Source organism: Aliiglaciecola sp. SL4 (assembly GCF_041538045.1).
Classification (GTDB): Bacteria; Pseudomonadota; Gammaproteobacteria; order Enterobacterales; family Alteromonadaceae; genus Aliiglaciecola.
Genome location: NZ_JBGOSE010000003.1, coordinates 86,525 through 112,032 on the forward strand (window position 1 = coordinate 86,525; position 25,508 = coordinate 112,032).

Below are 25,508 nucleotides of genomic sequence, written 5' to 3' on the forward strand. Positions count from 1 at the left end.
AAAATTAGAAACCATGCTTAAAAATATACGACTACACATCGAAAAAGATGAAGAAAAACAAAAAGAATTAGATCAAACGTTGGCTGCAACTATTGTTGATATGCAGCATACGAATATCAATAGTTTTACTCGAAACATTCCTTCATTGGTGCCAACGATTAAATCGACTTCATTACAAAACCATTCTTTATTTTGTAATAAGTATGGTGAAATCAATATTGTCGATTATGGTGTGGGCCGGACATTATATGGCTTCCATCCGTTACAGGAAATTACTCAACAGATTCAACGTTTCCAACAACACAGTCCTTGTATCTCGTTAACTGAAAACGCCACAACGCCAACTGTGACAGATGAACCAACAAAAGGCTCTTTAGATTTTCATACCCTTAATGCATTTCAAATTAGGCAACAGCAACACTCGTTGCCTGAAGAAATTGAATGTCTGGTGGTTTTAGGCTGTGGATTAGGTATGCACCTACCTCTTCTACTTAGCCAACATAAAATCAAAAACCTAGTGATTTATGAACCACAAATTCAATACTTCCAATGCTCAGCCTTAGCTATTGATTGGTCTGAAATTTTCGCTTTAGGGAAAAAGAATGGAACCGCAATTTTCTTACAAATAGAAAAAGATGGCCGCAACATTGTTGACGATATTCAACAATTACAAGAGCACGAGGGCATTGGTAAGTTTCGTATTTTCAAACACTATAACCATCCTATATTTGATGCCGTTTTTAATGAGCTATCACAACGTTCATGGTCTGATATTAAAAAAAACGGTTTTAAAATTAGTGAAACTGAAAACTATCTCACATACGTGCCGAGTTGGACACCAGAAATACAATTGCAACAATGTGCGCCAGTTTCGGAAAAACAACAAAGGTTCGAGAAAAACCTAAAGGCCTTCGAGAAGTACTATCCGGAAATTTACAAGCAGTTTAAAACATATACACCGGTTCACTGGTTACCCATTAAATCCCAAGAAGATGAAGTTAATTTATTAAATAAAGAAAACCTGACAACTTGGTATGGCGAATCCCCTATTCACGACTGCCAATTAAATTTTGATAACTTTTACTCTCAACCAAATAAAGATGGGTTAGTTTTAGGTTATACCGGAACTAAATTAGCCCATTACGAACATTATAAATTCGTAAAACAGACCGAAGACCTTTTAAAAGAAGCGGAGGATGAAATCGGCGAACTACCTAGTAAGGTAGCTTCGATTATTATGTTCGGTTTAGGGGTTGGTTACCAACTTGAGCGTTTATTAACAAACCATAAAGTTGAAAAACTATTTATTTGTGAGCCAAATTCCGACTTTTTCTATGCTTCACTATTTGCCATTGATTGGACCGCTATTTTCGAAAAAATTGATAAATCAGATGCACGCATTTACTTAAATATCGGCGACGATGGCACCAATTTATTTAGGGATTTATTAAGTCAATTCCACTCCATTGGCCCTTACATTTTAAACAATACCTACTTCTATCAAAGCTATTACAACTCATCATTAAATAGTGCTATTGGTCAACTGAGAGAACAGCTACAAGTTGTTATCTCCATGGGCGAATACTTTGATCATGCATACTATGGTATTGCTCATACTAAAGAAGGGATGAAACGCAAGATCCCACTATTGACCAGCAATCCTGCTGACAAGCTAAGTTACGATGACAAAGAAGTTCCAGTGTTTATTGTTGGCAATGGACCGTCGTTGGATAGTTCGATAGAAGCGATTAAAGAATGGAAAAGTCAGGCAATCGTTGTCAGTTGTGGGACCACATTGCAAGCTTTACATAGACATGGAATCACCCCTGATTTTCATGCGGAGATTGAACAAAACCGCAGTACTTTTGACTGGGCCGTACTAATAGGCGACTTAGAATACTTAAAACAAATAACACTTGTTTCATGCAATGGAATTCATCCAGATACTTGTGATTTGTACAAAGACGTATTAGTTGCTTTTAAAGAAGGTGAATCTTCCACTGTTTCAGCTTTAAATATATTAGGACGAGAGAACTACGGTGTTTTGCAAAACGCATTTCCCACTGTAAGCAATTTCGCCTGTGATTTATTTTGTGAACTTGGTTTCACAACCATATATTTATTAGGAGTAGATTTGGGTTTTGTTAACGTAAAGCACCACCACTCTAAATCATCAGGTTATTATTTAGAAGATGGGCTTGAAACATACGACTATGCTGAAAAAAACAATACTTCTTTAGTGGTCCCTGGTAATTTCAGAACTACCGTAAATACGAAACATGAATTTAAGGTTTCAAGACAAGTTATTGAACAAGTCACAGCGAAAAAATCCAAAGACCAAACATTTTATAACTGCAGTGATGGTGCGAAAATTAATGGCGCGTTGCCAATTAGGCTGGATAATTTATTAATTGTATCAACCAATGAACAGAAGGAACAGGCTATTAGTTCATTAATGACTCATGTGTTTTCAGCGAAAGACACTGACAAATACATTGAACGTTTTGAACAGGTCTACTCCCAAGGTTTACTAATTGAAGAGCTCGAAACCCTTGAAACGCTTTTAGAGAAAGAAGCCTCCAGTCAAGAAGATGTCTACCGCATCATAAACAAACAAAAGGAAATGCTATTTTCATCCTATAAGCAAGGACATTCTTTATTGTTTTATTATATGTACGGCACAATGAATTATGCGAATGCCGTACTTATTAAACTTCTCGAATCACCACAAAGCATAAATAAAGTACAAAAACTCTTTTTAGCAACATTAGCTAAAATAAAGTTAAAAGTATCAGTAAATACCAAAATATTTGACAATTCACATTTTAAAAACCATCTACGAGAAGTTAAGTTATTTAAACTCTTAACAAAGTCAAAAGTCATATTTATCGTGACAGATTGCGAAGAATTTAGAAGGTCTGCCCTAAAAGCAATGTCAAGACACTACTCTTGGATTGTAACTAAAGTCATTAACGTTAAGCATGGTTCATCAATCGAGGATATTAGAGGTATTGATAAAGACAGTTATGCAGTTATTTATTTAAAACCGAGTACACCTAAACAATATTTAGATATCTACATGAAACCTGCGAATCGAGATTACACAATGAGCAACCTTCACCGGGTGCAGTGTCTTCCTTGGGATGGCTTGCAACAAACATACATTAATTCAGCCTATTACTCAGCAAAACTCATAATTAAAGCATGTTTATGTGAACATAATGCCAAAATTGTTACTTTGAAATACTACCTTATTGAAAACACCCTCATCCCTAAACTTCCCGCGAGTGAGCATTCTAAAGATGAAGTAGCTTTTGACTTTACTGGGTATAACGTATTTTACGACTACACTGATTACCTCGATCAGAATAATAGCAACAATGGAGAACGCGGTTCTTTGATCTTTAACTTTGATTACGAAAGAGAGTTTTTTAGAGAATATATTTCCATTGACAAACAACGTGCAATTAAACATGAACTATAAATTAAATGAATTTGCACTGGTGAGTTTAGGTCGTTGCGGAACAACAATGTTTCAAAATATGATTAACAGCCATACTAAATTATATTTATCAGAAGAATGTCATTGGATGCGATACTTGACCGCTCCGGGCTTAGAGTACCACAGGTTTGCAGAAGTTGATGATTTAAGTATTAATAAAATTCCTTCCAACTCAAAATGGTGGGATGCAATAAAGTCTCTCAATTCATCTTTAATTATCGACAAAAAAAATAAAAAATGTGGTTTACAATATATTGGAAAATCAAATTTAAATACCCTTGAAACGCTATACAAAACCTACCCCAAATTACCAACAATAATACTAATTCGTGATCCTAGAGCCCTATTAAGTTCCTTATATAGAACGGGAATTGGTTACCCGTCTGCGGCTAATGACATGAAAAAGGTCATAGAAACTGTCAAGAGCTATACAGATAACATTCTAATTGTCAGATATGAAAGTTTTATTCTAGAACCTAAAAATTGTATTAGACGAATCTGTAAATTCTTAGACGTGGAATTTGAAGCAAAAATGCTTCTCTCTTTAACAGAGGTTGTTTCCCATGGAAGCAAGTCCGCTTTATCAAAACAAAAAAATGAGCTGTTGATAGACACTTTGCCGCCATCACAGCTCTTTCCTATTTGTAACCAAATTGAAGATATACAAGCACTTGATTATAAAATCGTGGAAAAAGAAATAGATATAATATCAAAAGAGGCACTACTGCCACACCATTTAACCTCTAAAGACTTAACTATAGACTTCAAAAGTACAAGAAGAGTAAACGGCATATTTACCACAAAAGCCAACGCTCGCTGCCTCGGAATCATCACTATTGATTCAAATATTAAAGGCATACAAATAAACACAAACGATCAAATTTTAAATCCAGCTATCTCTTTTTTTGATCACCATATATTTGACATAAGAAAAACTGAAACAAGCAACATTACTAAATTAAAACATAAAAACTTTAAAAACATAGTCAGCCTATTAGAAATATTTGAGTCAATAAGAAAAAAGCGTATTTACATTTACTCCGCGGGCACAGAAACAAATGAATTTATCGAAAGGTATAATTTTCTTAATCATTTAAATATTGTTGCCGTTGTCGACATGTCACCAAAGAATAAATTTTATATTCACAAAAGTTTCAGTAAAAAGATGATCGCATTGCCTCAAGTTGATGATTCTGGTAAAGAAATTTACTTAGTTACAACTCTTAAGCACAATAAGTCTGCAAAACGAAACTTATTGGAGTTAGGGGTCGATGAGGATAGGATTTTCACGGTCATATAATCTACGTCATTCAAATATCAACATTAATTACTAAACCTATTTACAATACCGATGTTATTGAATAGGGAATTCATAGATTCACGTAAACATAGGATATCCATTCAGGTTTTATTTAACCCTGTCGATAACTTATACATGTAATAAGGGGAAATAAATGCAGAAGGTTGAAAATGTCTACTAATTCACCGTCTAAAGACTATGTGTTTTCATCCGATGCCAACGGTAAGCTTAGCTTTAAAGGTGATTTTGATGAATACTATAAACATGAGCATGATCCTTGGGATCAATCTGCTACAGGTGAATCATCGGAGTATTACCTAAGTTCTAGAAATCGGTTAGCCAAACTGATAAGAGCTAAAAAACCATCTCAGGTTTTAGAGATTGGGTGTGGGCTAGGTTATGCTTGTGCTCACTTCAATTCACAATATGTTTCGAATTACTCTGGGTGGGACATCAGTGAAGAAGCCATCCGTAAAGCAAAAGAAAAATTTCCAAGTTTTACTTTTAACAGATGTGATATCACTACACCACTGACCTCGACTAAAAAGTATGATGTGGTCATACTCAATCAATTACTATGGTATATCCTTCCACAAATCGACCAAGTCATGGACAACTGTTCTCGTTTATTATCAGATAACGGTTTATTAATTGTCGCCAATGCTTTTGCCCGTGAACAAAAGTATGGAGTGGAATTTATTGACGGTTTTGGTGGCGCATTTAATTACTTTAACCTTTCGAAACATCAAGTTAAGTTAATCCAGTGTGAATACAATGATGAAGGGTTTAGAAATTTAGATGGCGTTTTTATTTTCAATAAAAAATAGCACACCCTAAATTGGTTCATGTAAAAATAAGGTACAAAATGTTAAACGAAGCCACAAAATCAAATTTGAGACGAAAATCAGTTTATATCGATGACGTACAAGTGATTGAGGATAAACCACTTTTTAGCTGGATCGATATTAATCCTACTGAGTTGTGCAATCGTAAATGTGTCTTTTGTCCCCGTGTTGATGAACAAGAATACCCAAATCAACATTTACACATGGACTTAAAACTAGCGCAACAAATTGCTGACGAATTACGCGCTTTAAAATATCAAGGGGTAGTCGTCTTTTCTGGTTTCGGTGAACCAATGATGCACCCAAAATTCACAAAATTGGTAGCCATTTTTAAGGATGTTTGTAGATTAGAAATGGTGACAAACGGCGACTTCCTCAATGAGAAAAAAATAACCCAACTTTCAGAAGCCGGCTTAGATTATTTTGTGGTTAGTATGTATGATGGCGAACATCAAATTGAAGAATTTAAGCAAAAGTTTAAAGCTTGTGGTTTAAGCCAAGACCGTTATATTTTGCGTGACCGCTGGCATAATGAAGAAGATAGTTTCGGACTTAAATTAACCAATAGAGCTGGCATGATAAATATAGGTGACCAAGCACCCATAGATATTAAACACCCCTGTTATTATACCGCCTACTCTTTAACGTTAGATTGGAATGGTGATGTTTTATTATGTATGCAAGATTGGAATCATAAAGTGAAGTTTGGTAATTTGACCAATCAATCTTTATTCAAAATCTGGAACTCTCCATACTACAATCAATTTAGGCGGAAATTGCTTAACGGCTCTAGAACTTGTGTTCCTTGTAGCGGATGCAATACAGATGGCACATTACATGGTCACGAACATGCTAAATTATGGCGGCCAATTATTAGCAAATGAGTAATCGAATGAACAATATTACTTTTGACAAAATACATACCCAGACAAAACAAAAAAAACTAATGGATATGATGCATTTATCTGCACTAGCCTGTCATCAAATTTACAATACAAATAATCCAGCAAGTGCTTGTCCTATATGCCAGAGTACCGAATTTTCATTCTACGTCGAAAAGTTTGGGTTTCGTTTAGATAAGTGTCATAAGTGTCAACAAATATTCTGTAACCCAATGCCAAATCGTGAGCAATTAAACTGTTATTATAATGGAGAAATGGGTGAGTTCGAAAATCAATTTTTTGAAGACTCCTTTGAAAATCGTATACCGATTTTTGATTATCGAATTAAGATCATTCAGCAATATTTGGATGCAGGAAATTTATTAGATATAGGCAGTGCTATCGGTATTTTTATTGAAGCATTAAACCGTGCTAACACCAAATTGAATATTAGTTGCTGCGAACCTAGTGAAGATGCGTGTGAAAGGTTACGTAAACGATTTCCTAAGGTCACCCTATTTAACGATTGGATGCAAAATCTCCCAAACACCGCTCAATACGATGGTATTTCTTTGTGGGATACCTTAGAGCATATTGATCAAATTGATACGTTTTGTACTAAATTATTTAACTTGTTGAAGCCAGGTGGATATTGGTTTTTCTCTACTCCCAATACTTCAAGCTTTGAATGGGAAATTGCTGGCAAAGATCATGTCCAGTTGCTTCCCCCTGGACACATAAATTTGTTTAATCCAAATAGTATTAAAATACTGCTTAATAAACATGATTTTGAATTAATTGAAATTCTTACACCAAACGGTTCGTTAGATGTTAGTTACATAGAAAAGTTACTTGCGAAATCCACCAAATACGACGTGAATATAGGAGCATTTCTTAAAGAAAAATTTAAAGATGCAGAGTTTAAAGATGGATTTATTCAATTAATTTCACAAACAAAAAATGCCGGTAATATGCTGGTAGTTGCACGGAAGCCAAAATAAAACATGAAAAAACCGTATCGTATAATCAACCCAGGTTATAGTCATCAGGCTAAGCAATTCATTCGTGCACACGGCAACTATTTATATGACTCAGACGACCGTCCTTTTATCGATATGGTTATGGGTGCAGGCTCCCTTATATTAGGCCATTCACACAACGCGGTTGTGGAAAAAATCAAACGGCAAAGCGAAAAAAGTTCATTATTCTTACAAAACAACCCTAACGTACAAGCCCTTAGCAATAAAGTTTCTCAACTAATTCCATCTGAACTAACCAATCATATTTATTGCAATACTGGAAGTGAAGCCACACAAAGGGCTATTAGACTTGCTCGGGCAGCTACAGGTAAAACACACATAGCCTCTTTTCAAGGTGGGTGGCATGGTATGAATGAATGGACGCTATTAGATGACGGTGGAAGATTTGGTCAATCAATTGTCAGAGCAGACAACGGGATCCCAAGCGTTGCGCTAGAATATTCTTTATTGCTTCCATACAATGACGATGCCGTTTGGGAAATTATTGATGATAATGCAACAAATTTAGCCGCTATTATAATTGAGCCAATTCAAGGCTCTAATCCGCAACCTAATATCTCCCCTTTTTTATCTAAACTTACAGAATACTGTCGAAAGTTAGGCATTTTAGTTATTTACGATGAAATAATCACAGGCTTTAGAGTAGCACCCGGTGGAGCTGCAGATCTAATGGACTTAAAGCCAGATATTGTAACTTATGGAAAAGTACTTGGCGGCGGACTCCCTCTTGGGTTAGTTGCCTTTAATAATCAAGTGTTTGTCAATACATTTGCTGACAAAAGCAAACAAATATTGACTGGTGGTACATTCTCAGCCAATCCAATATCTGCCGCAGCAGGTTTAGCTACGCTAGATCAATTAACCCCGCAAACTTATACAAAAATTAAACACTTAACAGATTTCTTTTTAACCAAGCTAAATCAGGCTTTTCAAGAGCACAAAATAAAATTCAATGCTGATGGTAGCGGTTCAATCAATAGAATTTATTTTACTGATCAAAAAATTAAAAACCGAAAACAACGAGATAGTTTTGAAATATCGGCGGAAAAACAAACCTCGTTTAGAACAGTGATGCTGCAACAGGGCGTTTTGTGGCCAACAAACGGTATTATTTGTATGCCAGCATCGCAAAATGAAAAATTGTTAACAGAGGTTATAGAAAAAATTATTTACGCCGCTAAAGCTATAGAGGCATAGGTGATGCAGCCGTTACACTTTAAGACAAAAGCTTATCGAGTTTATGCCCCATACCTTTTCAAGTTAAAGAGTTTTATTGCAAGTTCATTAGGCCACTTTTGGAGGTTAGACAAGCAGCAAACTCAAGAGCTTATAAATTATTATTGGGATCAGTACTTAGCAAAAAAGTTTTATCAAGAAGTACCTTATTACCCAGGTAAAAAATTAAATTTAAAAAATATTGAACGCTCCAGTGACACCATTTTTGTTCTTGGTTGTGGGGCAAGCATCAACGATTTAACCGAGAGTGATTGGGGAATCATTAATCGACATGACAGCATAGGCGTTAATTATTTTTATGCTCATGATTTTCGCCCGACTTATCATATGATTGAACTAGGCCAGTCCCCACTTTCATTGACTTGTGTAAACCAACATTTACTTAGTGATAAGTCACGTAGAAATGAATCAGTGTTTATGCAAATACGCCACATAATGCGCCGAAAGGAAGGTAAATTATGTGATGAAAATGGCAATTTATATTTGTACTCACCTTCGGTTCCTAAAAGTACATCTGTGAACTTAATAAAACGTATTATCAAAAAGTGGTATTCCAATAAAAACCACCTCCTCCACCATTCATCAACATTAGATTGCGCGATTCATTTCAGCTATCAAATGGGTTACAAAAATATTTATTTACTTGGAGTAGATTTAAATAACTCGAAATATTTTTGGGATCATCCTCCCTCTTTAAGCCAATCGTATATAGATATTAAAGCGGCAACGACTGACGATTACCTGCGAGGAAACTTTGATCCGACTCCAGAGGCTAAACATGCTACGGCACAAAAGAAAACGACAGAACGTTACAATGCTCTACCCATAATGGAATATCTTAGTTTAGTTGATGAACACATTATGAAAAAAAATAATATACGCTTTGCAACTTGCACCAACACCTCATTATTAAAAGACTACATTGATTATGTTGATTTAAAATCATTGAAATGAATAAAATTTATTTTCCAAACTAGCTACAATCACACAACTAACGGGATATCATCAACAATAGTATGTCTAGTGTTCGTTGGGTTTAAATTTGTAATCTCGATATAACCGCTTGACACTGCCAATCAATAAGCCCAATAAACCAGCCCATCCAGCCATCTCGTACAAAGCATTTTTCCAACTATAATTGTTTTTTGTGCGAGACCAATTACTAATACACCTTTTAGTTTGCGTAAAACACTTTTTCGTTTTTTTCACTAAATAAAACTTGAAGTTATGCAACGTAACCGGTTTATCCCAAATAAACCAAAAGTCTCTACCGATTTTGTAAGCTTTTTTCCATGCCCAAGATATGGTTTGTTTACGCAGAGGCACATAATGATAAATAATCATATTTCTGCTGAAGCCTAACCGTCCTCCATCAGCAGCAATTGCCCGTTGTGCAGCGACTTCCTCACCATAGCCCATAGCATTACCGTTCATTCCTAATTGAGCAGAAAAGCCTCCGATATCACGCAACAAATCTACTTTAAATGTACAATTTCCACCAGAAAAATAAGGCTCATTGACTTTTAATCGTTTTTCTTGCTCCTTAGGCATAAAAGTCGCGTTAGACTCATATGAAGTAAAGAACCAATCTTTTTTGCCAACGTAGTACCAAGGTAAGTACACTCCACCGAAAGCTTCATATTTATTTGATTCAATTAGACTAATATTGTTTTTTAACCAGTCTTTCGCAGGGTAAGCATCGTCATCGAGGAAAGATAACCAAGGTGACTGGCAATTTTTTACCGCATCATTTCGAGCGTAACTGAGTCCTTGAGTAGCACAAAACACGTATTTAATTGATGGATTGTTTTTCTGCAAATTAACAACTACATTGTAAGTGTCATCTGTAGAGTTATTATCGACGATTAACACTTCAAATTGACTATCAATTTGTGGTAACAAATGCTCTAGGCAAATAGACAAAAATTCGCTTCTATTAAATGTACAGATTGCGATCGTAAGCTTGGGAATGCTCAATAGTTTAACCCATAGTTTAGTGCCCTGTTAACGGTCAATTGCTGACCGAAGTTCTGCCGAGGCATGTTATTTTTTTTTACGACAAACATATACTTTTTCGTGTTCTATCAACCCATAACGGTTTTTATTTGCAGACATTGACTTATCCTTGCTCCAATCAAACACTTCGATACTTAAGCCTGCATTTTGTAATAATTCACTGTAATCTCGACCATATAACCTAACATGATCTTCTTGACCAAAATGAGCCAGACGTTGTTCATTGCTATTAATATTCGGATCATATCTCGTTTTCATTAAATTTCGAGCTAAAGGAACCTGTAAAATACTTATCCCTGTATCTTGTTTCATTACACGTTTAATTTCTGAAATCGCCATTTTATCTTCATGTACATGCTCTAAAACATGATTCGTGATTACGAAATCAAAAGCATTGTCACTAAATGGCAAGGCTCTGACATCCAAGAACACATCTGCTCTAGAGCCTTTAATATTAGCTCTAATATAATTTTGTTTGACACGATGAGCGAGAGTTTTCATCAACACAGGCTCAGGAGCAATATGCAATACTTTTTTATGTCCTTGCAAAATGTCCGTTTTGTTTTTTAAATAGAGGTAAATTAGACGTTCTCTATCCATAGAGCCGCAAACCAAACACTTGGCATTACTCCTATATCCTCCACCAACAATATCCATCTCCTCAAAGAGGGGCGACTTTAAACCTGCTGGCATGAAATTGCGTTGCGGCCTGCAACAAAACGGGCATATTCGATTCAGCCCCCAAACTTTTGTCCACCTTTTAAAACGCCGTATCTCTCTAGCTACTTCCATAACCTGTCATTACATCCGCTAAAATAATTCTTTTACTTACTATTGTGTATCGGCTAATGCTAAAAACATATGATTTTATTTTCTAGATATTGACTGTTTTCTAAAACGTTTTTCGTCATAACTTTTTCGTGTTTATCAGTAGCAAGAATTATGGCAGCGACTTGTTCAAATTCCACTTCTTTTAAATAGCTCATGGGTTTAATAGGCTTACCATTAATGGAGTCACGAAGAGGCGAACTATCTAAAAAACACACCACCTTTTTACCTAAGCTATCGTTAACTATTTGCCCATAATAGTTATCGCCATAAATAAAAATATGTCCATCTCTATTTGTCAACTTCCGCTTTAATTTTTTTAACCTTTGATTTATGGCGACAACTTTTCGCACGCCGTCCACAATTGCGTCTACCCCTTCTCTTTTCAAAAAGAGCAGCATAATCCAAAAATATGCCGAACGACAAAGTGCACTAAATATCCTTAACTCTTTAACAGCTTTAGGCAGCAAGGTTAATCGATGAAAATAACTTGCTGAACGCACGGAAAAAAACTCTTTTCTCTCTTTAAAAAAGTGGAGTGAATATTCAAAACTAATATTTTGGCCAACACTATCATGGTTAGATTTATGCCTAATACACAAGGCCTTGTCTATAAAATCAAACTGTATGCCTTTTTTTTCGAGCCTTAGGCAAAAATCCCAATCTTGATGACCTGAAAGTGAAGAGTCAAAAAGATTAGCAAGAGCTAGCTTTCGTAAAATAGTAATTGTTGATGTAGGGGCTCCAACACGCTGATTTCGAACGAAACAATATTCAGTATATCGTTCACAAGAAGCGATCCCGCTACTAGGAATAACCTTACCAGATGAAATTCGGCATTGGTGGTATACAAATTGTGTCGAGTTTTGTTTTGTGTAATGATAAATTGTTGATAACTTATTTTGAGTCCATTCATCGTCAGAATCTAACAGACAAATATATTGTCCTGTTGACGCTTTAATACCAACATTTCTAGCATAAGCTCCGTTGATATTTTTTTCATAACGAATTAATTGAATCTTACTATTACCAATATCATTTACCGTACGTGCAATGTCTTGAGCAAACTGGGGGGTAGAGCCGTCATCAACGACTATCACTTCAAAATCAGGAAAATCTTGTTGAATTACAGAAACTAAAGCCCTTTTAAGTGATGACACTCGGTTATACACCGGAATGATAATGGAAAAGTATGGTTTGTCCTTCATACCAATCTAATAAGGCCTTTTTGCTTTAGCAACTAGATGAATGTCATCTTGCACATAGATATTGATATCAACATAGCCATTTCTTTCCAATACGTATTGCATACGCCGTTTGTTATAGCCTGATTTATGTACATCCCAATAAGATTGATTATAATTCATTTGAGCTGGATTACATTCTCTTTGCCAGCCAAAGATACTAGCAAAGGCATGGCGGGCATCTGACCATTTTTCTTTTATTGTTTGTTCGTTCCATTCAGCCTTTAACCATTGCTCACAATGGTAATCCATATTGGGCACTATGATATGTAATAATCCACCGGGCATTAGAGCTTTAAACCAATCTTTAAGCGCACTTTCACCTTCCATTGCCGTCAGATGCTCAAACATATGCCGACTGTATATTTCATTGAACCCCTGACCATGCTGGCTGAGTTCCCACGCTTGGCAAATAAAGTCTATGCCTTCTATAGGCCTTATATCACTGTGTAAATACCCTTGTTTACGATCGTTGCCACAACCCAAATATACTTTTTTCATTTTTGTATCATTCCACAGTATTTAAATGAGAATACTTTTGTAAAACATGCAACAAGTTATCTCCATTATGACATACTTGCCTATCGACCATAGCAGCAAACAACTTATCTTTTTGATACTGATGCTTGGCCAAGATTGATGTTCCTTCAGTCTCCACATCAATTCCTGCTAAAGCTGCTTCATATAATGCACCTGATGTTACCCCATGGACACACGATGCCCGTCTTAGTAACGTTAAAAATGGCATATCCGAATGGGATTTACCTCTATAATCATATTGAGCTATATTGGGGTCTTTGGGGTGAGGTTTAAACATAATAACTTGATCTTGGGGATAAAAATTAACAATATAGTCAATAAACTCCTGCATACCTTTTTTAAACCGAGAGCATTTTACAATATTAGGATCATCAGGCACTTGTAAAGGCACTAATACATAATCATTAGCTACGTGTTCGAAATTAGCTAAAAAATTTTGTCGCACCTGATTTAACTTTTTTAGATGCTTAGGCTCAACCCAACTCAAATCATCTATCATCAAACTTGAATCTTGGCTTACCCCTAATTTATCTAAATAAAAATGCTCAGCTTGGGGGAAAAAACCATATTCCATATAGGTGATTTTTTTTGTAGAAAAAACATGGCGACCAATATCATACAAATCTCTTTGCCCACTAAATATGACGACATCTCGACAGTTTATGTATTGAGGATAATAATACAGAGTAAGCGGGCACAATGACGTTACCGCAAGGCCTTGCCTTTCAAAATAATCTCTAAATTGCCTCAATAAAGGCCCGTGTCTGGCAACTCCGCTGGCATGTTCAAGTAAAACAATACTCTGTTCTGGTGGTTTTTTATTGATATTTCTGAAATCAATAAAAGGATCGACCAATAAAATATCTTCTATTTGGCTATGATCAGTTTCTGCCAAACTTTTTAATTGATTATATTGATAATTTCCTATATCAGAACCAATTAAAACACAGCCTTTTGCCTCTTCTGGTAAAATCAATTGAGATGTAAAACAGGGTTTACCGAGCAGAATTCGATCTTTATATTCAATTACCGCAGATACACGTGACTGATGTTGTTGATAGATATCTTTTGCATAGCCCCCCGTGCCAAATAACATAAACGAATACTTACCTATTTGTTGCGGTGAAATAGGCTTTATTTTTTTTAGCAAGCTCAGTAAATTAGCAGAAAGCACAATTAGCCCTTTGTGATAGATTGTAAAATTCTTTTCTCTGCCTTGATATCAGCAAAACTAACTTCTTGTAGGTGAGCATAGTCTGTCAACTTGATATCTTTTTTCGGGGTTTCCCAATCACCATACTGAAACGTTAGATAAGCTTGATAATCAGCAGGCACTTGAACTTTTTCTCCCAGCCATTGAATAACAGAAAAGTCATTAAAGTGATGCTCAGGGGCATACCACATACCCATACTAGGCAAATGGATTGATTTACCATCTTGTTCTTTCCTGAAGGAAATGGACGTGGTAAAAACTAAGAGATCTTCTGAATCAGACGTGAATTTTAATAAAACAGAGGTGGTTAAATCATTACTATCTGTGACTTTTTCAATACGCCAATCTATTTCCGGGTTATTCTCAACGAAATTAACCACTAAAGATTCAATTTCTTCAGCGTTATTCTGCGGGGCAGCAAAATCGATATCATCATCCCACGGAATAATATCTTGATCACGAACTAAACCTAATAAAGTACCAAAATCAATGACTAAAGGAATTTTGTTGGCAACAGCTAAGCGATTTAGGCCTTTAATAATTTTTCGACCTAGTAATAAACTACCTTCACAATTAAAGGGTAACTCACTCTTTAATTGATTTTTTACGGGCAAAACAACTTTTTCTTCTGGCACATTAAACTCTTCTATTAATTGCGCCTTAACTGCCATTGCCCATTGGGTGGTAATTACAATTTCGTCGTAGTCTATATCACGCAAAGCTTGTGGTGCATAAACATTTAAATCAAAAATTACACGACCAACTTTGTGACTATCGTTGTCTAAAATCCCAACAAAATTTCGTTCTTTTCGTGTATTATCGATAAAGTACCCTGCGCCTGGTCCTGCACCAAATAAAAGAGTTTTGACTTTCATTATGACTTATCTTCCTCTGCTATTTTTTGGCTACACATTAGTATTTTTGAAATGAGAGCACTATCAACTGGAATAATAAAATTGGCTGTTCGGCTTTGGTTAAACTCGAGTTTCGCTAAGTCTTGAACTTCAGCCCAATTAACCATAGGGGCTAACTCTTGATTAAAATCTATGGTGGTTAACAGTCTTGTTATTTTGGGCTTTAAGCTCATCGGTAAATTTAATTCGTGTTCACCAACTACTTCTAATATTGCTAACAAACTAAAACTGCATGCTAAACCATGGGGCACACCATACTGTAAAGTAAGTGGATACGAAATTGCATGGGCAAGGGCCGTTTTAGTCGTGGATATTGCTAATCCAGCAAGCGTAGCCGCACTTTGTAGGTTTTTTCTCCCATCAATATCAGTCGAATTATTCAACACCCTAGGTAGTGCATCACATATCAACTCAATTGCACGAATAGCAGTCTCTTGGCTTAATTGAGTCTTATTTTTATTCCATAAAGATTCTAAGGAGTGAGACAATGCATCTAACGCAGGATAAAGCGTCTCAGAATAAGGTAAAGTCAGCGTTAAGTTAGGATCTAAAATTGCTGTTGTGGGTGTTATCCCATAGAGGGAATGTTTAGCGTTAACTTCTCCTTCCCAAACCGTTGCAAATGGCGTTACTTCCGCCCCCGTTCCTGACGTTGTAGGAATAGCAATAAGATTAATTTGGCATACTAAATCACTTCGAGTTAATAATTGCCCTAGCGATTGCTTTTTATAACTAACTAGCGCAGCAAACACCTTGGCTGTATCAATCGCACTGCCGCCCCCCAAAGCTACTATGGTAGAAATATCTTCATGGGCGAATGCAGAATAACTGTTTTCCAAAAAGGTTTTTTCAGGATTGGGCGTTACGTCATCAAAAACACGCACTCTATTGGCACTAACGGTATTAATAATTTGTGATACTAAGCCTCTTTTAGTAAACCCTTTACTGGTAACCAACAGAATAGTCCCAGTGCAAATAAGTTCAGGTAACTGCGCCAAGAAGTCGTTGGTTTCGATAATATTCACATCTGAATATTGTGCGAAAAGAGCTGTCATTTTTCACTGCCAACGTGTTGCATAAAAGCTTCTTTGTTTTCAATGGGGCTGCTGGTTGGCCGACCTAAATCATCTCTTGAACCTTGGGATATTTTAATCTCTATTAAAACTGGGCCAGTATTAAAGGTTAAACTTGACCAAATAGAAGCAATAGAATGCTCATCTGATGCACAATAATAAGCCTTATATCCACTGGCTTTAGCCAGCATTTCCATGTCAATCTCACCTGCTACTGTGGGTTGCCCTCCCACTGACTCGTGACTCTGATTGTTCAGTACAATGTGCACTAAATTGCTACTGGAATGCTGCCCGATAATAGGCAAGGCTCCTAAATGCATCAACATTGAACCATCGCCATCGATTGCAATCACTCGTTTTTCGGGTGCGCTCAGTGCCACTCCCATTGCTATAGAAGAGGTGTGCCCCATGCCACCTACGGTTAAAAAATCGCAAGCTGATTCGTTGCGTTTTTTTCTTAGTTCAAATACCTCACGGGAAGTTTTACCAGTGGTCGAAATAACAACATCATTTGCATCAAATACCTGCAATAAACTAGTCAGCGCATCTTCGCGTTTTAATCTATATAAACTGGATTTAGACTCCGCAGTGATAGGTTTACTAAACGTGTTTTTTCTAACCAGAATAGCAACAGCTCTGCTTTCGTGAGTCATTTGCTCTAAAAGGCCAGGTAAAACCGAGTCTATATCCGATTGACTGTCAATAATAACAAAGGGAATACCCAAGATTTCTAATTGTTGTTCCGTTACTCGCCCCTGTTTAACATGCTGCGGTTCATCACTGACTCCTGGTTCGCCACGCCAGCCTATGATCAACAACATTGGGATACTATAAACTTCAGGATCAACTAACGAAGCAAGTGGATTAACGGCATTGCCAATGCCTGAATTTTGCATATAAACGGCTGCTGGAGCACCACTGCCTAAATACCGCCCCATCGCAAGTCCAATAGCGTTACCTTCATTGGCTGTAATAATATGCTGCTCCTGCGATAAATTTTCGTCTATGTAAGCACACAAGTTTTTTAAAAGTGAATCAGGGACACCACAATAAAACTCAATTCCGAATTTAGTTAGCTGGTCACAAAAACCTTTTGGGTTAATCATTACTTACCACCGGGAATTAACTCTAATATGGTTTTTATAGGCATCATTTTATCATCCACTTCAGCGGAACGACCATTAGTTAGAATGGAGGTGGCGGTATCAACCATAGCCGGATAGGCACTGCGTAACAGTTGATTAGCATAAATAACAATGTTTGCACCTTTGGCAGCTAACTCAGACTCATAGACACTATTGTAACTAGATGGCACCACGACTAAGGTCTTTTTATTTTTCAGTTGCGCATAACGGTCACAAAACTCGAAAATTTCGTCTGGTGATTTATTACGACTATGGATCATGATGCCATCAGCTCCAGCATCTAGGAATGCCTCAGCTCTTTGTATTGCATCATCAATACCTTTTTCTAATATCAAACTTTCAATTCTGGCAATGATCATAAAATCATTGGTTGCTTGAGCCTGCTTGCCAGCCTGAATTTTCAGGCTAAAGTTTTCAATACTATCTTGTGTTTGTGCCACTTCGGTGCCAAACAATGAATTTTTCTTCAATCCAGTTTTATCTTCAATTATTACCGCTGAAACCCCTAGGCGCTCTAAGGTTTTTACGGTGAAAACGAAATGCTCTGTTTTACCACCAGTATCACCATCGTAAATGATTGGCTTAGTTGTCACTTCTAATACTTCATTCAACGTATTCATCCGCGACGAAACGTCAACGGCTTCAATATCAGGCTTGCCCTTAGCTGTTGAGTCAGTCAGGCTACTACCCCACATACCATCAAACTCTTGAGGGCCTTTATCAGTGGTGACTTTCACATTTTCAATAATTAAACCCGATAAGGCATTATGAATATCCAAAAATCGTAATAATGGTTTGGCTGAGAGTAAACGTTTCAATGATTTCAAACGAATCTGCGGTGTTGTTCCAATTTCTTTCATGGCTTTATGCAGTGCCGTAGAAGAAATGCCTTGAGTATAAGGGACTTCAACCAATTCACCTTGCCATTGCGCTAAACAATCAATCACACTTTGACGAACTTTTTTCTGCACTCCTTGTTGCCAATCATCACCATGGACGACATAGTCAGGCTTATACTTTTCTAAGTTAGGAACGTAATCTAAAGTTGTTTGTGGTACAACCCGAGCAACTCCTTTAATATTTTGAATCACTTGCTCGCGCTGCTCAAACGTCATGAAAGGGACACGTTTGTAACTAGCAATGGCTTTATCTGTTAATAAACCGATGGTTACTTCACCTAATTCAGCCGCTTTTTTAATTATATTCAAATGGCCTGGATGGACTAAGTCGGCGCTCATTCCCACATAAACTGTTTTGGTCATATACTATTACATCTCATTTATTTATATAAAAGGCGATTATTTTTCTAGTAGAAAATAAGCTTAATTATTCATACATTATTGGTTTTATTTATTTTATTTCTAACCGTTTTGTGAGGGAAACTTCATTTAACCTCTACTCCCCGTGACAGCATGGTTAATAATTGATAACCATCCCAAACCGGAGAAAAATCTAATGCTCTGCCAATAGGCACAACTCTATCTATTCCTTGTATCGACGGTTGCTGAGCAAACTTGACTAAGGCCTGTTGCTCTAGCCCCCAGTAACTCAAGGTTTGCAGTTTAGCACTGCTTGCTGAAGTGATATCCTCCAAGCTGTTTATTGGCAAAAGTAAAAAGTAACCTCCTCCAAGATGCCAATCTAGCCAGGTGTCATCAAAACAGGTAACAGGTATCACCGCCACGGCCTCTTGAATGATGGGCTCCGCGGCTTTCCCAGTGGTTTTTAACAGCTGGCTGGTAACCAAATGATCATTCAAAGCGTTTATCATTTGTCCATTTTGCGCTGCTAAGTGATTTACCTGTTGGAACAATTTACGTTGTAACGCGGTATCACCTAACCAGTAAATCAATCTGGGTGATGAACAAGCTAACTGACCATGAGGATGTGTATCTTGCCATAATAACTGGGCTAATTTTGGTAGGTTTTCATTGGTTAACTGTGCCCCATTAATGACACAGGCCGAATATCTATCAGCAAAACTAATATCGCGACAACGAGGCTGAGAGGGTAATTGCCGAATTCCATTGACACTTTCATCCCCGCCCCATATTACCCGAGCATCCGCCTTCAGGCTGAGTTTCGCAGAATAGTCTGACTGCTTATGATAATGCACGAACAAATTACGTTCCCCTAATTGCACAAACTCAGGCTGTGCAAACAACTGATTAAGGATATTCAGCAAGCATTCTCTTAATTCAGTGCTTTTTGTTGCCACTCGGATAACATTGTTATTGCCCATCAATAACGCACAAACCCAGCTGTAAATAAACATGGTATCCACATTTGCAGGCGTAAAATGCAACACCCAGCCAAGTGGTTTCACAATACCTTCAGGAGCGAGTCCTTGTATTTTTTTCAGGTTAGATTGTCGTAACCAAAACCCTAAGGCCACTAATTCTGGATAGGTTTTGGCTTCGTTATCTTTTAACAGTGTGTTAGATAAAGTCTCAATGAAACTTAACACCTTGGGATCAAAACAGGTAAAATCACAAGCCTGCTCATTCATGACGTCCACATTGCCATTAACTGGAGCTAACATAGTTAATGAAGTCATGTTATTGCCTCTGCATGTGTATCGCTGCACCCGCGCACTTCTGTCTTAGGTAGTCGACCATTAATAGCAAAGTATTTACCCTTGGCACCACAGGGACAATCATCCACTCCCTTTAGTACACCGAGATCTTCGGTCAATAAACTGTGTCCTGGATAGCTAGTTGGCAGAGCAGATAAAACTTGCACTAAACCTTGTTCGCCAATATCACTTGGTTTTAATGTAAAGGGATCGCGGATCAGCACATCGGCAAAGACGGGGGCATGCAAATGACCTTTTTCACATTCCACAAAAATTGACCCCACTTGCTCGGCCATACCATAAAAATTGAAACATCTTGAAATGCCAGTTGTTTCCAATAAGCGTTGTTTAAAAGTACCATTATCAACTTGTTGATCGATGAGCTTTTTCCAGCCCCCACTATGAATAACCACACCTTTAGGCAGCTCAATACGTTTGCCACTAAGATGCAGCATTTCTATAAAATATAACCAAACCATAAAAGTAAAACCAAAAATCAACACCGGTTGGTCAGCGTATTTTTGGCAAAATGCCTCGATAACAGGCCAGTTAGGCTGCATATTTTGGTCTAACGCATAGGTACGATCACGACCAAAAAACGCCAAACCTTGAATACCCGCAGCTCTTGCACTGAATTCAGGTTTTTTAAGAATATCGGGGGAGTCGATAATCAGCATGGGCAAACGTTGCTTGCCAATTCGCTGCTGTAAAATTTTAACCAATACCTTACTTTGTCTTGCACTGGTGGCTTTATCTAAATAAATCGTGGCTGGCGTTTGTGATGTGGTGCCTGAAGATTGTAAGGTTTTAAACACATCGGTATCAGGGATACTCTTTAAATTTAGGTGTTTAAACAAACGTACCGCTAAATAAGGAAGCTCTTCCATTTTTTGTTGCTCAGCAGTGTGCTGATTGACAATGTGTCGATATTGAGTATTTTGAGACTGATGAAGTTGGTGTAATTTATTGAGAACTGGTAGCAATAACGCCGCTTTTTTATCTTGCTTTAGCCCATAAACGTCTGCACTCATCAGCTCTTCGAATGAACTTAGGTATTCTGCCAGTAGTGGATTGTGCCCATTATTCATCAGCTTTTCCCCAATGCCGATTGAAGCACAGCTTGATAATCCTTTTTGCCATTTTCAGTTAACGGCAAATCAGCATAGTGAAGCACTTTAATCACACTTGGGTGTAAATCGAAACGTTGGCTCACCCAGCCTTTAACTTCCACAGTCGATTGTTCGTGCTCTGCAGAGGTAATGGCGATCACCAGATGGCTATCGTTACCTGTGGCTAATCCGGCAATATTTAGCTCTGCTAAACTGTTTTCCACTTCATCGAGGTCAATTCGCAATCCAAATAACTTTAAAAATCGGGATTTTCTGCCAGTAATAAAATAATCACCGTCATCATCAAAATAAGCTAAATCCCCTGTGGCCAGCCATGCATTTTTAGGCTGGTCTGGTTCAACAGATAGTTCATTCAGATCAGCAAGACTATTAACATAACCGAGCATCACGTTTGCACCAGCATAAAACAGTTCACCAACCGTATTAGCCTGCTCGATTAATTGATTTTGCTCATCGACTAATTTAAATCGTCCACCTGGAATCGCACGACCAATAGACTCGGGCTTTTGTGTGACCAACTCTGGCCTTAGAAACGCCATTCTTGGACTTGCTTCGGTTTGGCCGTACATCACATAAAACTCACTTTGATTGGTATTAGCAAACTCGCCTAAGGTTTTGACAGCTTCAAGGTTAAGCTTACCACCGGCTTGGGTAAAGTAGCGTAAATGCGGCAATGTTTTGTGATGAAACCGCAATCTGAGCAACATCTCATAGGTAAAAGGCACACCAGCAAAACTGGCGATCTGATGTTGTTCAAACAACTGCCAATAATCACGACTCACGGGGCTTGCATCAGTAAACACACAACAAGCGCCCTTGTGCAAATGGGAGTTGATGATTGAAAGCCCATAAGAATAGAAAAAAGGCAATGAACACAGTGTCTTATCCGTTGCCTCTATGGGAAGGTAATCACAAATCGCCTCGGCGTTAGCCTGCAAGTTATGGGCGCTCAGGGCAACTTGTTTAGCCGTCCCCGTTGAACCAGAGGTAGATAGTAATAAACTCACATTGCCATGATTCAACCATGCGCTTGTTTGATGATATTGAATTTTACGTTGTTGTTGTGGCAAACAGGTTATGGTCACACAAGGCTCAAACTGGTTATACAATTTTTGTAAAACAGAATCATCGGTATCCGGGCTAAGTAACATTGCACAGTGGCCTTGCCGCAATACACTCAAATAGCTCACTAAGGTAGACAAACCATTAAAGGCTAAAATGAAAATCACGCCTTTACTAAGACCCAATCGCTGATGTAAATCCTTTTCCAAGCCCTCGCAAGCCTGTTCAAGTTCAGCATAGCTAAGTTGCTGTTGTCCTTCGATAGCAGCAATATTTTCAGCATGTTGGGAAAGCGCGTCATAAAACATGATTTATAAGCTCAACCCACCATCAATACCGATGATTTGACCGGTAATAAATGAGGCATTATCGGATAACAAGAAGCTAATTAGTTTAGCAACCTCTTCGGGACTCCCCGCCCGCTGCAAAGAAGTGGCATCGATTAAGCCTTGACGTTTTTCTCCCAGATAGGACGCGGTCATTGGCGTGTCAATAAAACCAGGGGCAACAGCGTTCACACGAATACCAAGTGGCCCTAGCTCTTTTGACAAAGACTTTGTTAAACCGGAAATAGCAGCTTTACTCATTGCATACGCCGCTTGTCCTGCACTGCCGTTTTCACCCACAATAGAACAAAGATTTACGATGCTACCAAGTCGATTTTTAGTCATTAGTCGCATGGCGAGTTGAGCATGCGTAAAGGCGGAAACGCTATTGACGGCAAATTGCTTTTCAAGATCACTTTTCCGCGTCAGCATAAATCCAGAATCCTGCATGACACCAGCACAGTTTACTAAGCCATGCAGTTGCCCCGACTGTTTCATAATCGTTGCAAACCCACGTTTCACCTCACTCTCGTCAGTCACGTCATAGGTTAATACGGTTGCGTCCTCCAGTTGGCTAGCCAGTTCTTGCAGTCGTTCAGTATTGCGCCCAGCCAAATACACAAATGCGCCCTGATTGGCGCATTCAATAGCTGTTGCACGACCAATACCGCTGCTAGCACCGGTGATCAATACGGTTTTGTCCTTAAGCATCAAACTCAATTTCATATTTAGCCAATATTTCTTTTGCCTTAGCCACTGAACTCATATCTATTATATCGTCGGTATCCAACATAACGTTAAATTGGTTTTCCAATTCCGCAATGAGAATCATGTGCGCGGTGGAGTCCCACTCTGGAATAGTGTTATAAGCTAATTCATCACTTACCTTTTCCAACGGTATAGCTAAACTGTCAGCAAACGCTTGTTTTACGAGTTGATGGTTATTCATATAAATGTCCTTTATGACTCCCTTTTATGCCTAGGAGTACGGGAAAGTAAGGCTTTAAGTGTACTGCTATGCCGTTGATAATCATCGAAATTCAAACTAATTTCAATTAAATCCCCTCGATTGACTATTTGATAACCTAATTTGAGATTGTAATTAAGGGCCGCTTGATTATCTGACTTTACTCTTGCGACTAACTTTTTACACTTTAAGGTTTCAAAACAGTAATCATTAATCAATAAGGTGGGTGCAAAAGCAATTATATTATTTCGGTATTTTGGCACGCCAATATACAAACCCGGCTCTATGCAGTGTGCCTCATTAAGGGGTTTACCCAACTCTCTGGATTGAATATTTACACTACCAATATCTTGATCTTTATAGGCAATGATAAAATGTTGTTGGCTGGGATCCCGACTGATTTTGCGAAACCAAGCCGATTGCTGCTCTTCAGTAATCTCTGCCTGAGAGAGCATAAATTGGCTAACCTGCGGGTCATTCCGCCAAGTTCGCAGTTGCGACAGGTCACTCTCTTGAACCTGTCGTAAACTCAGCTGATACCCCTTAAGCACCTGTTCTTCATCCATAATGAGATTATTCCTCGTCAGAACATAATTGCTGAATATTTTCGATGATCCGTTGTGCGCCATTAGTATCACGGCTTTTGAGTCCTTGATGGTGCATTTTCAATAACGCTACATCATCGCCCCAATAGCGTAAAACATTCTTTATTGTGTCTTCTACACGAGTGCGCTTGTGGTGTTCAACCATTTTACTATTTTCATTACCTTTTGCGATAACGCTAAAATCTTCAGTAATACACCAAGCCTGTTTTACCGCAGCTTGGGTAGCGCCAACTTGATTGTCTGCCACCGTGAGCAAACAGCTGGGAGTAGCAGTTGCCTGTAATTCGAACTGACTGCCACCGGCTGCTGAGATAGCCAAGCGAGTTTGTAAAAACGAATGGGCAATTTGCTGGCAGTCATGTAAATGTTGGATGTCCAACTTAGATGTCCGAATAAATTTATTCAACTCATCTAAAAACGAATACGCTGCTCCAGTAATGACCTTTAGTTTGCCACTAAAGCCTTTATTTTGTAAGCATTGCAGCAATGGTAAGGTTAAATTAGCAGGATCACTTCCGCCCATCATAATGGTTAAATATTGGCGCTGTGCAAATGGCAGCTCAGTAAGTTCGCAAAACTCTTGACGCAAAACACGGTAATTCTCACCTATGCATAGTTGAGCGCGAGGCTGATTATCTTCATATTTCAATTGATGAGCACTGCCAGAACCATTAATGATGAGGTTAGCGTGCAGGTGTCCTGAATTATTCATATCATCAAAACAGATCACGGGGTAACCTAATTGTGCTAACTGTTGACGATATAAAGAACTAAAGTCATATCCATCGAGGACAATAGCGTCAACCGGATGACATCGACCATATTCAGCAATCTTTTCTATCGCTTGTGTATCTGCTTGAGATTCAGATACAACAATCACCTCGCCAACCCAATCCTGACGACTTTTAGCGATGTTAGCCCCTTCGTCATTCAGCATAAAAATAGGCGTAAACTGATTTTTCGCCATGGCTTGAGCCAGCGCTAAACAGCGCATTAAATGCCCTAAACCAGACGAGGCTCCAGCATTGACTCTAAATAAGATATGCGGCATAAAATACTCAGTGGG

23 protein-coding genes are annotated in these 25,508 nt (G+C 37.9%); 7 read left to right on the top strand and 16 right to left on the bottom strand.

Annotation, left to right across the window (positions count from 1 at the left end; genetic code table 11):
* Window positions 1-13: 13 nt before the first annotated feature.
* The 7 genes from AB6T38_RS05770 to AB6T38_RS05800 all read left to right on the top strand — a co-directional run bounded on the left by AB6T38_RS05770 (window position 14) and on the right by AB6T38_RS05800 (window position 9,758).
* Window positions 14-3,484 carry a 6-hydroxymethylpterin diphosphokinase MptE-like protein gene (locus tag AB6T38_RS05770; RefSeq protein ID WP_372546399.1) on the top strand — a complete coding sequence of 1,157 codons (3,471 nt, stop codon included), beginning with the start codon at window positions 14-16 and terminating at the stop codon, window positions 3,482-3,484.
* Window positions 3,474-4,802, top strand: coding sequence for a sulfotransferase (locus AB6T38_RS05775; protein ID WP_372546400.1), 1,329 nt, complete (start codon window positions 3,474-3,476; stop codon window positions 4,800-4,802). Before AB6T38_RS05770 ends, AB6T38_RS05775 begins: the two co-directional genes overlap by 11 nt.
* A gap of 170 nt (window positions 4,803-4,972) precedes the next feature.
* Window positions 4,973-5,629, top strand: coding sequence for a class I SAM-dependent methyltransferase (locus tag AB6T38_RS05780; protein WP_372546401.1), 657 nt, complete (start codon window positions 4,973-4,975; stop codon window positions 5,627-5,629).
* A gap of 38 nt (window positions 5,630-5,667) precedes the next feature.
* Window positions 5,668-6,531 carry a radical SAM/SPASM domain-containing protein gene (locus AB6T38_RS05785; RefSeq protein ID WP_372546402.1) on the top strand — a complete coding sequence of 288 codons (864 nt, stop codon included), beginning with the start codon at window positions 5,668-5,670 and terminating at the stop codon, window positions 6,529-6,531.
* A gap of 8 nt (window positions 6,532-6,539) precedes the next feature.
* Entirely contained in the window at window positions 6,540-7,529 is a 990-nt protein-coding gene (locus tag AB6T38_RS05790; RefSeq protein WP_372546403.1) for a class I SAM-dependent methyltransferase, read from the top strand.
* A gap of 3 nt (window positions 7,530-7,532) precedes the next feature.
* Window positions 7,533-8,765: an aminotransferase class III-fold pyridoxal phosphate-dependent enzyme gene (locus AB6T38_RS05795; RefSeq protein ID WP_372546404.1), complete on the top strand. Its 1,233-nt coding sequence runs from the start codon at window positions 7,533-7,535 to the stop codon at window positions 8,763-8,765.
* Between the two features lie 3 nt (window positions 8,766-8,768).
* Complete coding sequence (locus AB6T38_RS05800; protein WP_372546405.1) at window positions 8,769-9,758, top strand: hypothetical protein; 990 nt, start codon at window positions 8,769-8,771, stop codon at window positions 9,756-9,758.
* A gap of 66 nt (window positions 9,759-9,824) precedes the next feature.
* Here the strand turns inward: AB6T38_RS05800 and AB6T38_RS05805 are convergent, their stop codons facing one another.
* From AB6T38_RS05805 to pseG, 16 genes are all read right to left on the bottom strand, one after another.
* The gene (locus AB6T38_RS05805) at window positions 9,825-10,781 is read right to left on the bottom strand and encodes a glycosyltransferase (protein ID WP_372546406.1); all 957 of its coding nucleotides are present in this window, start codon (window positions 10,779-10,781) and stop codon (window positions 9,825-9,827) included.
* A gap of 66 nt (window positions 10,782-10,847) precedes the next feature.
* Window positions 10,848-11,612: a class I SAM-dependent methyltransferase gene (locus AB6T38_RS05810; RefSeq protein WP_372546407.1), complete on the bottom strand. Its 765-nt coding sequence runs from the start codon at window positions 11,610-11,612 to the stop codon at window positions 10,848-10,850.
* 59 nt (window positions 11,613-11,671) lie between these two features.
* Entirely contained in the window at window positions 11,672-12,856 is a 1,185-nt protein-coding gene (locus AB6T38_RS05815) for a glycosyltransferase family 2 protein (RefSeq protein ID WP_372546408.1), read from the bottom strand.
* Between the two features lie 6 nt (window positions 12,857-12,862).
* Entirely contained in the window at window positions 12,863-13,393 is a 531-nt protein-coding gene (locus AB6T38_RS05820; protein WP_372546409.1) for a hypothetical protein, read from the bottom strand.
* 7 nt (window positions 13,394-13,400) lie between these two features.
* On the bottom strand, window positions 13,401-14,606 hold the full coding sequence (locus AB6T38_RS05825) for a hypothetical protein (protein ID WP_372546410.1): 1,206 nt from the start codon (window positions 14,604-14,606) through the stop codon (window positions 13,401-13,403).
* 2 nt (window positions 14,607-14,608) lie between these two features.
* Window positions 14,609-15,520, bottom strand: coding sequence for a LicD family protein (locus AB6T38_RS05830; protein WP_372546411.1), 912 nt, complete (start codon window positions 15,518-15,520; stop codon window positions 14,609-14,611).
* The gene (locus AB6T38_RS05835) at window positions 15,520-16,614 is read right to left on the bottom strand and encodes a phosphonoacetaldehyde reductase (RefSeq protein ID WP_372546412.1); all 1,095 of its coding nucleotides are present in this window, start codon (window positions 16,612-16,614) and stop codon (window positions 15,520-15,522) included. The genes AB6T38_RS05830 and AB6T38_RS05835 overlap by 1 nt, the downstream gene beginning before the upstream one ends.
* Entirely contained in the window at window positions 16,611-17,738 is a 1,128-nt protein-coding gene (gene aepY, locus AB6T38_RS05840; RefSeq protein WP_372546413.1) for a phosphonopyruvate decarboxylase, read from the bottom strand. Before aepY ends, AB6T38_RS05835 begins: the two co-directional genes overlap by 4 nt.
* The gene (aepX, locus tag AB6T38_RS05845; RefSeq protein WP_372546414.1) at window positions 17,738-19,039 is read right to left on the bottom strand and encodes a phosphoenolpyruvate mutase; all 1,302 of its coding nucleotides are present in this window, start codon (window positions 19,037-19,039) and stop codon (window positions 17,738-17,740) included. Before aepX ends, aepY begins: the two co-directional genes overlap by 1 nt.
* A 122-nt stretch (window positions 19,040-19,161) precedes the next feature.
* A complete protein-coding gene (locus AB6T38_RS05850) occupies window positions 19,162-20,334 on the bottom strand; it encodes an acyl-CoA reductase (protein WP_372546415.1) in 1,173 nt (390 codons plus the stop codon).
* The gene (locus tag AB6T38_RS05855; protein ID WP_372546416.1) at window positions 20,331-21,440 is read right to left on the bottom strand and encodes an acyl-protein synthetase; all 1,110 of its coding nucleotides are present in this window, start codon (window positions 21,438-21,440) and stop codon (window positions 20,331-20,333) included. Before AB6T38_RS05855 ends, AB6T38_RS05850 begins: the two co-directional genes overlap by 4 nt.
* The gene (locus tag AB6T38_RS05860) at window positions 21,440-22,852 is read right to left on the bottom strand and encodes an AMP-binding protein (RefSeq protein ID WP_372546417.1); all 1,413 of its coding nucleotides are present in this window, start codon (window positions 22,850-22,852) and stop codon (window positions 21,440-21,442) included. The genes AB6T38_RS05855 and AB6T38_RS05860 overlap by 1 nt, the downstream gene beginning before the upstream one ends.
* Before the next feature lie 3 nt (window positions 22,853-22,855).
* Window positions 22,856-23,596, bottom strand: coding sequence for an SDR family NAD(P)-dependent oxidoreductase (locus AB6T38_RS05865; protein WP_372546418.1), 741 nt, complete (start codon window positions 23,594-23,596; stop codon window positions 22,856-22,858).
* Window positions 23,574-23,819: an acyl carrier protein gene (locus AB6T38_RS05870; protein WP_348491023.1), complete on the bottom strand. Its 246-nt coding sequence runs from the start codon at window positions 23,817-23,819 to the stop codon at window positions 23,574-23,576. The genes AB6T38_RS05865 and AB6T38_RS05870 overlap by 23 nt, the downstream gene beginning before the upstream one ends.
* Before the next feature lie 11 nt (window positions 23,820-23,830).
* Entirely contained in the window at window positions 23,831-24,403 is a 573-nt protein-coding gene (locus AB6T38_RS05875; protein ID WP_372546419.1) for a GNAT family N-acetyltransferase, read from the bottom strand.
* Between the two features lie 7 nt (window positions 24,404-24,410).
* A complete protein-coding gene (gene pseG / locus AB6T38_RS05880) occupies window positions 24,411-25,493 on the bottom strand; it encodes a UDP-2,4-diacetamido-2,4,6-trideoxy-beta-L-altropyranose hydrolase (RefSeq protein ID WP_372546420.1) in 1,083 nt (360 codons plus the stop codon).
* Window positions 25,494-25,508 lie beyond the last annotated feature (15 nt).